The sequence below is a fragment of the Pedobacter borealis DSM 19626 genome (assembly GCF_000708285.2).
In the GTDB taxonomy this organism is placed as follows: Bacteria; Bacteroidota; Bacteroidia; order Sphingobacteriales; family Sphingobacteriaceae; genus Pedobacter; species Pedobacter borealis.
Map to the genome: position 1 here is coordinate 1 of NZ_JAUG01000045.1, position 14,871 is coordinate 14,871.

Annotated in this window: 9 protein-coding genes and 1 tRNA gene; 3 read left to right on the forward strand and 7 right to left on the reverse strand. The window is 40.7% G+C overall.

Annotation, left to right across the window (positions count from 1 at the left end; all coding sequences use genetic code 11):
- Positions 1-291: 291 nt before the first annotated feature.
- Positions 292-1,185 (reverse strand): site-specific integrase, encoded by an 894-nt coding sequence (locus AW17_RS13400; RefSeq protein WP_029277200.1) that lies wholly within the window; start codon positions 1,183-1,185, stop codon positions 292-294.
- Between the two features lie 434 nt (positions 1,186-1,619).
- On the opposite strand from AW17_RS13400, the gene AW17_RS13405 reads away from it, so the two are divergent.
- Positions 1,620-2,717 (forward strand): hypothetical protein, encoded by a 1,098-nt coding sequence (locus AW17_RS13405; protein ID WP_029277202.1) that lies wholly within the window; start codon positions 1,620-1,622, stop codon positions 2,715-2,717.
- Positions 2,708-3,232, forward strand: coding sequence for a hypothetical protein (locus tag AW17_RS13410; protein WP_029277205.1), 525 nt, complete (start codon positions 2,708-2,710; stop codon positions 3,230-3,232). Before AW17_RS13405 ends, AW17_RS13410 begins: the two co-directional genes overlap by 10 nt.
- A gap of 136 nt (positions 3,233-3,368) precedes the next feature.
- On the opposite strand, the gene AW17_RS25150 is transcribed toward AW17_RS13410, so the two are convergent.
- The 6 genes from AW17_RS25150 to AW17_RS13440 all read right to left on the reverse strand — a co-directional run bounded on the left by AW17_RS25150 (position 3,369) and on the right by AW17_RS13440 (position 10,536).
- Positions 3,369-3,557 (reverse strand): Arm DNA-binding domain-containing protein, encoded by a 189-nt coding sequence (locus AW17_RS25150; RefSeq protein ID WP_342421973.1) that lies wholly within the window; start codon positions 3,555-3,557, stop codon positions 3,369-3,371.
- A gap of 209 nt (positions 3,558-3,766) precedes the next feature.
- Entirely contained in the window at positions 3,767-5,059 is a 1,293-nt protein-coding gene (gene ltrA, locus AW17_RS13415; RefSeq protein ID WP_029277207.1) for a group II intron reverse transcriptase/maturase, read from the reverse strand.
- A 720-nt stretch (positions 5,060-5,779) separates the two neighbouring features.
- A tRNA-Ser gene (locus tag AW17_RS13425) sits at positions 5,780-5,869 on the reverse strand.
- Between the two features lie 172 nt (positions 5,870-6,041).
- Positions 6,042-6,488, reverse strand: coding sequence for a DoxX family protein (locus AW17_RS13430; protein ID WP_029277211.1), 447 nt, complete (start codon positions 6,486-6,488; stop codon positions 6,042-6,044).
- A gap of 59 nt (positions 6,489-6,547) precedes the next feature.
- Positions 6,548-7,381, reverse strand: a complete 834-nt coding sequence (locus AW17_RS13435) for a response regulator transcription factor (RefSeq protein ID WP_051691829.1) — start codon at positions 7,379-7,381, stop codon at positions 6,548-6,550.
- Positions 7,366-10,536 (reverse strand): ligand-binding sensor domain-containing protein, encoded by a 3,171-nt coding sequence (locus AW17_RS13440; RefSeq protein WP_051691830.1) that lies wholly within the window; start codon positions 10,534-10,536, stop codon positions 7,366-7,368. Before AW17_RS13440 ends, AW17_RS13435 begins: the two co-directional genes overlap by 16 nt.
- A 1,114-nt stretch (positions 10,537-11,650) precedes the next feature.
- Here AW17_RS13440 and AW17_RS13445 point away from each other — a divergent pair.
- The gene (locus tag AW17_RS13445; protein ID WP_029277216.1) at positions 11,651-14,854 is read left to right on the forward strand and encodes a SusC/RagA family TonB-linked outer membrane protein; all 3,204 of its coding nucleotides are present in this window, start codon (positions 11,651-11,653) and stop codon (positions 14,852-14,854) included.
- Positions 14,855-14,871 lie beyond the last annotated feature (17 nt).

The window sequence follows — 14,871 nt, forward strand, 5'->3', positions numbered from 1 at the left end:
TTGTTAGAAATTGATATGATAAGTTAATTTGGATACGAGCTACAAGCTCGCACCAGCTCGGGAAAAAAACAGGAATGTAACAAATGGCCAGTTTTGGCAATAGTATGACAAGCCTATTGAGCTGTGGTCAAACGAAGTAATTGATCAAAAAGTCGATTATATTCACAACAATCCAGTTGAGGCAGGCTTTGTAGCAGAAGATTACCATTGGAAGTATAGTAGTGCAATAGATTTTTCTGGAGAAAAGGGTTTGTTAGAAATCGATATAATTTAAGTTAATTTGGGTACGAGCTACAAGCTCGCACCAGCTCGGGAGGGGACATGGGTCTTCTGTCTTTTGATCGAAATCCAATATTCACCGTCTATACCCAGTACGATGTCAGTTTCCCGTAATTGCTTTACGTCAATGTAAGAAAGCCCTGTAAAACAGCAGAAAAGAAATATGTCCCTAACTTGTTCCAGCCTCTCACTTACCATCGGCTTACGGGCAATCTTCTCCATTTCCTCTTCGTTCAGGCATACTCTCTCGATTGGCTTGACCTTGTTTTTGTAATTCAAAAATGGATTAAAGGACATCCATTCGTTGGAAAGGCATATTCTGATAATTTTACCGAAATTCTTCAGGTACTTTACTGCGGAGTTGTTGTTGCATTTTCTGACCGACCGCAAATAAAAATCATACTCGGTAATAAACTCATGGTTCACCTTTTTAAGCTCAACATCACTTACAGAATATTTCCATTGCAAAAAATCCTCAGTGTGTTTAAGGGAAGTGCGGTATCTTTGGGCTGTGCCTTTGGTATACTCGGTTCCTACCAGAACTTCCATCTTACGGTTATGCTCCGTGAAGACCCCGATCAATGTGTTCTGTTTCTCTTCTTTTCCCTGGAACCTGTCGCGGATGGCTTCCGCAGTAATTGGTTTGTCGCATAGGGTAAGTTGACGGTGCGCTTCATAGACCTTCATCTGTAGGTCCGTTAGGTAGGCGTTCAAGGACCTTGCGTCCTCCTTTTTTCCATTGATCCGACCGGTGGCAACAATCCATTTCTCCGGTTCACAGGATCTTCCTGTAGTGATTTCGGATCTTTTACCATCAACAGTAATCCTCATGTAGATTGCTATAGGGCCGTTTTGATAATTTTTTGACTTCTTCAAATAGAAGAGCAAGCTGAAATTGGTTTTCATAATGTCTTACATTAATGGTTAACAAATTTAGCTTTGCAGTATTCAAAAGTCAAGATGTATCCTTTCTGAACATCTTGATGATCAGTATTTTATAAAGAATTCGGTGAGTCATTTCAATTTTTCGTTTTACTCACCGGATCACTCACCAGAACTATGCGAATTCATGCATGTTTTGTGATGTGCCGGAAACGATAAAAGCCTGCTATCATACGATTTGCAGGCTTTTCTTTGGTTTTGATACCAGATTGGCGGAGAGTGGGGGACATGAACATTAAGTTTAACTATCTGTTTACCAATCTGTTATATATGTAATTTTTTACAGGTGCCACGAATGACGCTGAATGTTTATTTTATTGCTTTAATATTTTTATTTTCGTTAAAATTTAAACATAAATCCAAAATAAATTTGGGTATAAACCTTAATCAAACATCCTATGAAAAAATCATTACAGACTAAAGCCCTTAAAAGGGGAATGGGTGTTGCGTTAATCTTACTCCTGACAATTCTATTAATTCATTCTTGCAAGCAGGATCGTTTACAACCCGAACAAATAAAGCATATTACAGTTGATAGAAATAAAGCTGCTGGATTGAAGGGCAATTTGCAAAAATCTACACAAAATGTACCACAAAGTAGTCTCAGTGTGGGGACTTGTTATTTTGCAGTGCCAAGTGCTAATGGCAATGTTTCAGGGCCAACAGGGCCAGCTTTCGATATGGTACTTGATTATATAATACAACAAATAACCGTACTTGTAAATAAACAATACCCAACCAGACAAGATGCATTAAATGATTTTAACTCTGTCAATAACATGTGCTATATGTACGCTCTGGATTATGGGTGTAATTGGAGTGTTGGCGTATTGTTTGATCCGGTGCAAGAGATGTGTCCAGGAGATGAGGGATATGCTGTAGGTGGCGGTCAGGCACCCGTCGTTAATCAAGTAACCAATAACCTAACAGATCCTTGCAAAAAGGCTGCGTTGTCCAAAATTACCGATACAAAAATCAAAAATTTTGTGACGGGATTTTACAATAATTTTTTGTTGCCAACGGATAGTAAGATTAACGTGATTTTTAAAGAGGGAAATAATCTAACAGTTAACAACAGTATAGTTCCTGCTTATTCCACAGACCCAACTCCGCATAACTGGGAAATCAACATCAGTTCAAACTATTATTCATCAACGTCTGGGTATAATATGTCACAAGAAGGATGGGGCATTATCATAGCACATGAGATCATCCATGTGTTTATTAAGGAAAATAATTTGAATAACGGTAACTCTAGCTTAGATCATGTCGCTATGTTTAAAAACTTTGTAAATCCTACCGCACAACTTCTTAAGGACTCATTTGGAATGGATGCACAAGACGCTTTAAAATTAGCATTAACCGGAATGAAAGACCTTTGGGGTTACTCTGACTTTGCTGCATTATGCAAGTCTACTTATGATGTGACTTTAGATGAAATTAATACTAATTATGATAAATATACAAAAGGAACAGGGGGGACAAAATGCAATTAAGGTTTAATTTTTTTTGGATACTAATTATAATAGGTATTCAAACATTTGCTCAAAAGCCAGCTGAATTAGATGGGGGCAAGAAGCTTTATAGTGATATTTATCAGGTTGCCTATAAGCAAATTGATGAGCTTCAAAAAATTAATGAAAATGGAGTGCTATTGATAAAAGTTGATTTGTTAGATGGGAAAATAAAGCACATTACATTTTCATCTGAACATCCTGTCCAACTGATAAATATACTTCAAAGTACTATCCAAAAGTCCATTATAAGAGTAAATTCAAGTTTATTAACGAGTGTGATTATTCCTGTTTTCTATAATTACAAAACGTCATTAACCACAAGTGTAAGTGATTTATTAAATCAAACCCCTTCGATTGATGTGAATAAATTGCCTATGTCAATCTTTCAAAATGATTATGATAAGTTTCTTGGTATCAAATCTACTGATAATAAGGTTTTGGGGATTTCTTGTATATTTCTGCCTTGGATTAAACTAAAAGGGAAAACTGAATAAAAATAGCTAACACTATCCAATTGCTGGCTTATCATCTTGAACCTTAAGATAGACGCTGGTTTGAAATAAAAGGGATTTTATTTACCAGAAGTTGTAAAGGTTAATATTTTTTAATAATATGACTGTGGGTCTGTGCCTAAATGTAGGGTGCCCTGCCTATGCCCGCATTCCAGCGGGAGGGTTCGCAACTACGTCCAGTGGTAACTTCTGACCTGTTACCACTCACAGTAATGCGAAGATAGATAGGGGCAACGCCTTTTTGATAATTCTTTGGCTTCTTCATGTAGAAGAGCAAGCTGAAATTGGTTTTCATAATGTTAAACATTAAAAAGTAAACAAATTTAGCCTTGCAGTGATGGAGAATCAAGATGTTTAGTAACGTAACCTGTTCAATATCAAATTGATATTAATAATCTGGTGAGTTTTTACCTGTTCAAGATTTACTTCCGGGTAGAGCGGATCGTTACCTCCCCGCACCCCCGCAGACCCGTGCGAGCATCTTTCTTGCACACGGTTCCTCTATTTACGGTTTCGCTACAAATAACTGTGATAGATCCTTGGTCTTATCAGTGGTTCCCATTCTTCCACGAGTTTGATGATCCTTTCCCAAGTCCATATCCGTTTGCCTCCTCTACGGTTCAACCATTTCTGAAGCATCCGTTTTGTTCCCTGATAATAAGATCTGATCTTCCTGAGATTGAATGTGATGCCATAATAACCATAATAGCCCCGCAGTTTTAGGTTGAGTTCATGGATAAGCAACTTTATAGACAGCTTATCCCGGTTCTTTTTGATCCAATCGTCCATCCTTATCAGCGCCGCATTTAGCTTTTTGCTGCTCGTTTTGCGCATTAGTATCAGATTCCCTTTTCTGCTTTTACCCATGTAATGGGTAAAGCCTAGAAAATCAAAGGTCTTCTTTGACTGCACTTTTTGAGTATTTCCGCCCAGATCTATTAATCTGGTCTTTTCAGGATGCAATGTTAATCCAAATTTACCTAAGCGCTTAGGTAGTACTTCCATCACCCGCATTGCATCCTCACTGTTGGTAAAACCCAGCAGGTAATCATCAGCAAAGCGTATGATGAAACTTTTCCCCTTGAGTAGGGGCTGAACCTGTTCTTTGAACCACTCGTCCAATACATAATGTAGGAAGATGTTGCTGATCAGCGGGGAAATTGAACCGCCTTGCGGCGTTCCTTCCCGCGGATAGCTAAGCTGTCCTTTGTCCATTATACCTGCTTTGAGCCATTTGTCGATCGCTTTTCTGATCACGCCATCTTTTATCCTGCGGTCAAGGAAGCTCCTTAGGCTTTGGTGGTCTATACTGCCGAAGTAATTTTGCAGGTCTGCATCTATCACATAGCGCATCCCCTTAAAGCTTGCTTCTTTAAATAAGGATTCCAATGCCTGATGTTGTGACTTGCCCGGTCTGAACCCATAGGAGGAGGGAAGGAATAGTTGTTCATACACAGGAGTAAGGACTTTGGTTACTGCTGTTTGCAGCAACTTATCCTCTATTGTGGTCAAGCCTAATGGCCGGAGCTTCCCTTCTCCTTTAGGTATATATACCCTCCGGATAGCAGGTGCCCGGTATTTGCCACTTTTGAAGGCCGCCAGCAACTGAGGTATTCGTTCTCCTTTTTGTGCCTGATAATCCTTCCATGTCTGGCCATCTATGCCACTCGCACCCTTTTTATTCAGGGTGGCAAAGCAAGCTTCCAATAGCCCTACATCTACCATTTCATGCAGGTTCGTTAAGGCTTCGCCCGGATACTTCCTTGCCCTTTCCGCTATCTGCATTTCTACTGTTAACAATTGTTTCATGTCTCTGGTACACTGATTGTTTCTAAAATGCAGCTCCGTAAAATAGGCATCTCCCTTCCTTACTCTTGGCTTTCATGGAGCTGATTTCCCACCTTTCTATCAGTACTATGAAGATGCTAAGACTGCCTTCGCTCTTTTCCTTTCCTTCGGTTTCCCTCGGTCAGGATACCATTCCGATACCGCCTTTTCTTGTGTGCCTGTCAGGGTGGCGGTATGTACCCTGTAGGCTAGGATGCTTCTGGTCCGGTCATCCTTATTGCCGCTTTTCGTATGGAAGCGGGAGGCTCTCCTGTGTTCCCGTACAACCCCAATATGCTTCTGATATGTTCTAAGACCCCGGTCGAATCGTACCGCCTTGTCATTAGCGCCGGTTTGATATTGCCCTGGTGTCGGTGAAAACCAAGGCTTCGACATTTCAGCGGTTTCGAGACTCAATAGCATACCTTAGGCAATCGCTGTCTACGCTTCGTGCCATCATTTCTGATGACTACGCAAGACTTGCTTCCGGTGGATGACTAGTCCTTGTCGGTCAGGTTTGGATACCTGACGGGTTGTGAAGAGGTGTTTCATTTGCAATCCCCACCTCACGAGCTTTTCACAGCGCAACACCGAATCACGCACCAATCTTATGGGAATTAATGAGAGTTTTGATACCTGATAAAAACGAAAAAGCCTGCTATCATACGATTTGCAGGCTTTTCTTTGGTTTTGATACCAGATTGGCGGAGAGTGGGGGATTCGAACCCGCGGACCCTTTAACAAGTCAACAGTTTTCAAGACTGCCGCAATCGACCACTCTGCCAACTCTCCGCTGCAAAAGTACGAACTTGAAGCAAATCTGCAAATGATTTCGAATCAAATATTTGCATAAATATTTTAAGCGTTGCTAATCATTTAGTTAGCTCGCATAAAAACTTTTAAAAAAACAAATACAGGGCCAATAAAGGCTGTTTTAGCTACAATTTTGGGCTTTAAGTTTAAACTAAAGCGCCTCTTTAGGGTAAATTTTTTCCCGGTCTACCGATAAAATTCCATTTCCCTCAATTGCAAAACAAACGAGTCCGATTAATACGGAGACCGAAAACCAAAATTCTGAATAGGGTTTAAAAATTCCACCAGAAATATTTACAAAGAATACCGCCCCGATCAATATTGGTAAATTAACCAGGCAGAATACACGGGTATGTGTGCCCAGGGTGATGGCTAAGCCCCCAATTAGGTGTAACATAATAATCAGGTGTGCCAGTAGGCTAATGCTCACTGCCGTGCCTAAGAAAGCGCCCCTCATTAAATTACTAAAGGCTGGCATATTGATGTAAAAATCAATACCCTTCCAAATTAAAATAAGGCCTAATAAGATTCTAAAATAGTCCAACCATTTTGGGTGATGGTGATCACCCCAGATCTGGATTTTCTTAAGCATGTTCATAACTTCTATATTTTGGTTATGACAATTTACGGAAAAATTAAGAAAATAACAAGGCTTAACTATTTGATTTTAAGGCTTTTTTTATCAACAGTTTTACTGTTTACATAATCGGTTGGCGACATGCTGAACTGTTTGGCAAAGTTTCTGCCAAAGTGCGATTGAGAGCTATAACCAACCATTTCTGAGATTTCGTAAATTTTCAGTATCCCTTCATTTAAAAGCTCGGCCGCTTTTTTTAGTCTTGCCAAATTAATCAGTTCGTTTGGACTAAGGTTAGAAATGGATTTAATTTTCCGGTATAAGGTTGGCCGGCTCATATTCATCTTTTCTGCCAGATGTTCGACGTCCAGATCCTGATTGCTGATATTCTTGTTAATGGTATCCTGTAATTTTTCTAAAAACAGTTCGTCTGCCTTTGAATATGCAATACTTTTAAGGTGGAGCAGGGGAGAGCTCGCGAAATATGCTTTGATCTTGTTCCTGTTTTTAATCAGGCTCGAAATCTGTACCTGTAAAAACTCGGGAGAAAAGGGCTTTTCCACATAGGCATCGGCACCCAGTTCTAAACCTTCAATTTTAGATTGCAATGAATTTTTTGCGGTAAGCAGGATAACGGGGATATGGCTGAATTCTAAGGTAGATTTTACTTTCGCACAAAATTCGAAACCGTCCATTTCGGGCATCATTACATCGCTAATAATGAGCTGAACAATTTCATGCTGTAATATTTCTAATGCTTCTATACCGTTTCTGGCCTGTAGTACATCGTATTTTTCTTCCAGATCATCTGAAATGAAATCAAGGATATCTTCATTATCATCAACCAGCAACACGACAGATCTTTCCATACCTTCAGTATCTTTTATGGTCAGCTTGCCTACAATTTCTTCCATTTTCCGTTCAGGTTAAATTCTATAAGTTGATGGATAGGCAATTCCAATACAAATATATTAAAATCATGGTCATTAAAATCTAAATAAAGCGCTCCGCTATGCAGTTGAGCAAGCGATTTTGAAATCGATAAACCTATTCCGGTTCCTGCCTTAATTTCTGTTTCTTTGCCTCTAAAAAAAGGTTCAAATATCTTGTCCTTAATTTCAATTGGGATGCGATGTCCATCGTTTTTTACCACCACAGCAAACTTATCGCCTTCCTGCAATGATAAATTGATCTGTACCATGTTTTTTCCGTACTTAATGGCATTGTCTGCCAAATTGCTGATCATTTTGTAAAAGGCCTCTACGTCGATATAGGCAAGGAGCTTTTTCTCAGGTAAATGAAGGTTATACTTCATCTCATGCTGTTCTGCAGCAGGTTGAAACTGAAGAAATACGTCTTTTAGGATTTCTGAAATATCGGCTTTTACGAAATTTAATGAAAATTCGCTGGTTTCGGTTTTTCTGAAATCCAGTAACTGATTGGTCAATTTGAGCAACCTATCGGTGTTTCGCTCCATAATCCGTAAATTCTTTCCTATCGCGGGTACGGCATCGGCTTGTTTAATCAGTTTCTCCATCGGGCCGATAATCAGTGTAAGGGGTGTTCTGATTTCGTGAGCAACATTGGTAAAGAATTCGATTTTCGCCTGATACACTTCTTTTTGTTTTTCATGCTCAAAAACTTCCATCCGCCTGCTGTTTTTTAACGCGATTTTTCGGTGATAGCTTCGTACCAGAAAGAAGATAATTCCACCTGCCGCGATCAGATAGAGCAGATACGCCACCGGGCTAAGGTAAAAAGGAGGACGGATTTTGATCAGTAACTTCGCGTTTTTGGTGCTCCAGGTACTACTTCCTTCAACCAGTGCTTTCACTTCAAAAATATAATTCCCAGGGGCAAGTTTGGTAAAATAAACCTTCCTGTTGGTTTTTAAATATTCCCAGTTTTTATAAAGCCCTGTCATTTTATAGGCATACTCTGTCATTTCGGGCGAGAGATAGCTTAATGCCGCAAAATCGATACTAAAAGAAGATTGGTTGTAGTTAAGTTCGATGGTATCGGCATAAACGATCGATTGATCAGAAACAGAATCTGCCCCATTTAAACCTATTTCTAAGCTGTTGATCTGAAATCCGGTTAAAAATACAGGGGTTTCGTATGATGTTGCTTTTAAGTTGGCCGGATTGAAGCTGACCAGCCCTTTTACACTTCCAAAATAGGTTCGGCCATCCTCATCCTGATAGGCAGAACTGTAGTTGAACTGATTGGTAAGTAATCCGTTGGCTTTAGTATAGGTTTTGTTTAAACCCGTGGATGGGTCAAAATGGATAAGTCCCCTGGTACTGCTAATCCAGAACTTATTTGCGTCATCTTCTTCAATGCGGAACAGGTAATTGCTCGGAAAGCCATTTTTTATGCTGTAACGCTTAAATTGATGTGTTTTCTGATCAAATCTGCAAAGTCCGCCACCGTCTGTGGTTACCCAAATCTGCTGTTTACTATCTTCAAAAACACTATTTGCGGTGTTATGACTTAAACTTTTCGCATCTGTCGGAATATATCGGTAGTTCACATATCCAGGTTTGGATAAGTTAAACTGAAATAAACCATCGTTAAAGCTACCTGCCCAGATATTACCCTTGCTATCTTCGATAACCGAATCGTAAAAAATAAAGGGAAGGCCGGCAACAGGTTCAAAATCATCACGCTTGCGGTTATAGCGGTAAATCCCATTAATGGTCCCAACTAAAATTTCACCAGACCGTGTTTTACAAAAAGTAACAATAAAGTTGGTGCGTAAGGCATTTCCAACACCTGCCTGGTAATGTTTAATTACCTTTTCTGTTTTCAGGTCTAAAACATCCAGTCCGTGTTCGAAAGTGCCAACCCAGAGTTTGTCGCCATCAACCAATAAACCATGGATATTGGAATAGGCAATGCTTCCGGGTTTTCCATCCGGTAAGAAGTGTTTAAATATTCCTGTTTTTACGTCAAGTTTGTTCAGCCCCGCATCTTCCGTGCCGATCCAGAAATTTCCGTTACCATCCCTGGTAATTTCTCTTACGTCACTTCCACTGATCGAGTTTGTACCTTTTTGAGGAAAGTATTTGGTAAACAGGGAAGTATGGCTCGAATAGTAGTTTACGCCGCCAAAATAGGTGCCCGTCCAAACGCCTCCTTCGCGGTCAAGACAGATGGTGTAAACGGCATTATCGCTTAAAGAATAATCATTATTGTACTGTTTTTTGATATGGATAATCGCTCCATTTTCGTCATTGTAAATGTAAATGCCCGATTCGGTAGCAATCCAAAACTCATGAGGGCCTGTTTTTTTGATATCCCGTACAAAGATTGGTGTTTGGTCGTCGTTTAACCGGAGTATATTTTTCGATGATAAAGTAACCGGATTAAAGAGCTTGACCCCCTGATTGGTGGTGCCGACCAATAAATTTCCATTTTCGGTTTCTGCAATTCTGGATACCCAGCCGTATTCTATTTTTGCATTTTTACCGTTGATGTTAAAGCGCTGAAAATTATTCGCTTTGGCATTGTATTTTTCCAGCGTTCCCCTTCCGGTACTGATCCAGACGCTGCCATCTTTTAAAACCGTTACCATTGAGGCATCGAAAGGTGCATTATGGGTAAAAGCCTGTACCTTCTTGGTACGCTTTTGATATAGGTATATTTTGAATGAAGATAAGATCCATAAATTTCCATACTGATCGCTGGCCAGATCTATAATCCGCATCCCTTTGGTTTCTTTGATGATGCTGAAGCTTTCTTTTGCCGGATTATATTGGTACACGCCACTGTTGGTACCTACCCAAAGTGTTTGCTCCCGATCGTGGTGAAGTGCATAGATTAAATCGTTGCCTAAACTGCCAGCCTGGTCTGGGTCGTGGCGATAGGTTTTAAATGAATAACCATCAAACCTGTTTAAGCCATCTTTTGTGCCAAACCACATAAAACCGTTTCCATCCTGCACACTACAAAAGGCTGTATTGTTAGAAAGTCCGTTTTCTACCTGGTAATGCCTGAAATAATAAGGTTGCCCCCACAGCAGGTGGGCCGAAAACAACAGGCATAAAAGGATAAAGAGTTTTTTCAAGATATCTTGGTCAGCTGCATCAAATATATTAAAGAAATGCTTTGCTTTCAGGCTAAATTGAATTTGAGCGGATAAGTAGAAAGATTGAGACAGATTCCATTTTTATTTGGTAAAGCCTTAATGGTTTAAGGAACTCAGTTTTTATGACCTGAAAACTGTCAACTGCTAATTGCAGGCTAATTTGGGCGTTACCTAAGCTGCGCAAAGGTCGGGCTTTTCAGGGCTGCGCTTCGCTCCGGTACCGATGAAGGATCGGTACTGAACCCTTACAATCCCTAACGCAAAACCCGGCGTAAAAAATCTGCAAAGTCTGATTTCAATAGCACTACAGGCCTGCGTTAAATAAACCTGATAAAACGTAAAGCCCGGAACCCGATTTTTTCTATCGGGAGAGGACTTGGAGTGATAGCAGGGCTTCCCTAACCGAAATGTGCCAGCCCCATCGTTTCCAAAAAAACTGTTGCTTAAGATCCTGAGCTAAATTCAGGATGACGCCCGCAGGGAGGAGTCGCCACTGCAAGATTGCTTACTCGAAAGGTTGATTCCATAGAAAGGTCGTCATACTGAACTCGTTTTACAAGTAGAAATATTATTTTCAATTGTCTTGTAGCTACTATGTGGTCAGTATCTATCATGCTAGTCTGTTATTATTAATACGCTGAGGTGGACTCAGCATGACGGAATCCAAAAATCGGTTCTCATTCCCGCGCAGGCGGGAACCACGAAGTGCTCAGCGAAGCTAATCTTAATGCGCTTGCATTACGATTATTCATAAGTTTTCCTTTTTTCAGAGGCATTCATGAGCAATCCTTGGTTTCCAATCAAGTTGGGAATGACGATTCCACGCTGTATATCAACTTGTTTCTTAATCTATCATGCTAATCCGTTGCCATTAAGATCCTGAGCTGAACTCAGGATGACGCATTGAGCGGCATTTTCCGTGTTTCTGAGTCTCCGTGGCTAAACAGACTCCTTAAACACAGATCGAGACAAAATGAAGAAAGATTGATACAAATGCGTATCCCTCTGAAAAGCTAAAAACCGAATCTTTGGATAAGAATTAAATAGAACTAAATCCATTTAGCTCTTTAACTAACCAAATCCCTAACCTAATATGAAAAGAAGTTTATTCTCTTATGGTGGCTTTGTCTGCCTGGATTGGTATCCACTTCAAAAAATGTTTTTGAAACGCAAAGTCCTCTCCGCTATTTTTACTTCCATCACCTTAATCTTACTTTCCTTTCAGCTCAGTGCCCAGGAGCAAACAGCTGTTACCGGAACAGTAACTGATGAAAAGGGCGAAACGGTTGTTGGCGCCAGTATTAAAGTTAAGGGTACTAACACAGGCGTGACTACCGATGGCAATGGAAAATTCAAAATTCAGGTAAGCGATAAAAATGCTACCCTGATCTTTATTTATGTGGGATATGCCAATCAGGAAGTTGCATTGGCTGGCCGTACGCAAATTAATGTTAGCCTTAAGCCATCTAACAACGATCTGTCAGAGGTTATTGTGGTGGGCTACAACACACAGAAAAAGGAAGCCATTACGGGCGCCATTTCATCAATCAGCAGCAAAGATCTCGAAAAAGTGCACGGCGGTTCTACAGTAAGTACAGGCTTGGCCGGAAAGCTGCCAGGTGTATCTTTCAGGATGCCTGACGGAAGACCTGGTGCGAGCGCCAATATCCAGATCCGTAACATGGGTAACCCGCTTTATGTTATCGATGGTATTCAACAGGATGCTGGCCAGTTCAATAATATTTCACCTAACGATATCGAAAGTATCAGTGTGCTTAAAGATGCGTCGGCTGCTATTTATGGTAGCAGGGCATCAAATGGTGTAATTTTGGTAACCACAAAAAGAGGAAAAAACAGTACCCGCAATACCTTTAGTGTTGATGCTTACACGGGCTGGCAGAACTGGGTACGTTTTCCAGAAACGACCAATGCTTACCAATGGAAAGTGGGACAGGCTACTGCAGAAATGAACCAGAACGGCGCAACGAGTATTACCCAGGCCGAACTGGATAAATGGAAAGCAGGAACAGAATATGGCTACCAAAGCCAGAACTGGAAAGACATTATCATTGCACCTAACGCACCCCAAACTTCAGTAAACCTAAGTGCTTCGGGTGGAAGTGACCGGGTAAACTATTACTTTTCTGCTACCCGTTTAGATCAGAAGGGCGTATATGGAACGGCAAGGGAATTCGATTTTAACCGGACCAATATCCAGAGTAACATCGAAGCTAAAATAACCGACCGCTTTAAGGTGGGTATGCTCATCAATGGCCGTATCGAGAGCCGCGACCAGCCAGGCGTACCGGGGGGAGATGATTACTGGGCTGCCCGTTTTGCCTTATTGAGAAACAGGCCTACCGAACAGGCTTATGCCAATGGTAATCCAAATTACCCGAACGATATCGGGCACAATACCGAGCAGTTCGCTGTGCAAAGTAAAGCTTTAACCGGCTACTGGAAATCAGACTGGAGAGTTTTACAGACCAATTTATCAGCCTCTTACGAAACGCCGATCAAAGGTTTGGAAATAAAAGGTTTATATTCTTATTATATCGCCGATAACGTAATCAATGGGCACGAGTACACTTACAATGTATACACCTATAATCCAGAAACGGGTATTTATGAAGAAAAAGTAGGCAGTTCAAATCCATATAGAGAGCGTAGAAATGAAAAAGTATACACGAATACCTATCAGCTTCAGGCTAATTATAACCGCACTTTTGGCAAACATACCGTTGGTGGAGTATTGGTAGCCGAGCGTTTAGACCGTTTTAGAACTTATACCTTTCAGCACGCTGTACCACAAACTAATATTTTACCGGTGCTTCAGTTTGCCGATATGGACGGGCAGGATTTTGCTGATATACAAGAAGAACAGGCCCGTATCGGTTACGTGGGTAGGTTAAATTACAACTACGACAATAAATATTACCTGGAGCTTTCCGGTCGTAGAGATGCCTCTTGGAAGTTTGCACCAGATAGGCGTGTTGGTTATTTCCCTTCGGCATCAATTGGATGGAGAATTACCCAAGAGAAATTTATGAAATCGCTTTTGGGCGAAAGCAATATCTTAAATGATCTGAAGCTCCGTGCTTCTTATGGTGTATTGGGTGATGATGATGTGGGTATCGATCCTTTTGCATATATCCCAGGCTATAACTACAACCAGGGCAGCGTGATATTGGATGGAAAAAACATCACCACTTCGAGGGATAAAGGTCCTATTATCAATAACCTGAGCTGGTTTAAAAGCAAAATTACCGATATCGGTCTGGATTTTACGATGTTCGGCAGTAAACTTTCTGGAACTGCAGATTATTTTTATAGAAAACGTTCTGGTTTACCGGCCATCAAAAACGATGTAATTGTACCTATTGAACTGGGGTACCCTTTAAATGTTGAAAACCTGGAGAGTGATGCACAGTTTGGAGGAGAATTCTCTTTAAACTACAGAGATAAAATCGGTGAGTTTAACTACAATGTTGGCGGAAACATTTCCATTAGCAGAAAGAAACTTTTAGAAAGGTATAAACCACGTTTTGGTAACTCCTGGGAGAATTATAGAAGTAATGGTACCGATAGATACGCCGATATTTTTTGGGGTTACGAAGTAACCGGTCAGTTTCAGAGTATCGATGAAATTAATAATTACAAAGTTAACATCGATGGAAAAGGAAACCGCTCTTTATTGCCCGGCGATTTAATTTACAAAGATCAGAATGGCGATGGGATTATTGATGGGTTAGACGAAAGGCCGATTGGTTATACCACGGCGGGGCAGCCAAACGTCGGCTTTGGTTTCACCATCGGTGGCTCTTATAAGAACTTCGATTTCACTGCAGATTTTTCTGGTGGTGCCATGTATTCCTGGAACCAGAACTGGGAGCAGCGCTGGGCATTCCAGAACGGAGGTGCTTTGCTGCAGAATTTTGCTGATGACAGTTGGCACCGCACTAATCTTTACGACCTGAACAGTCCATGGGTGGCCGGTAAATATCCTGCAATCCGTTTTAATGACCGCGACCATAGTAACAATACCAGAAACTCTACTTTCTGGTTGCACAATGTTAGGTACCTAAGGGCACGTACACTTGAAATTGGTTATACCTTGCCAAAAAGATGGGCAGAAAAAATCAAGATCCAGAATGCAAGGGTATATGTAAACGGGTACAACCTGTTCTCTATCGATAACCTGAAAGATTATGGTGTAGATCCTGAAATTGCCGACGATAATGGATTGCAGTATCCACAGAACAAATTCTTTAATATCGGCCTTAAACTAACGCTGTAACATGAAAAAGACTAATC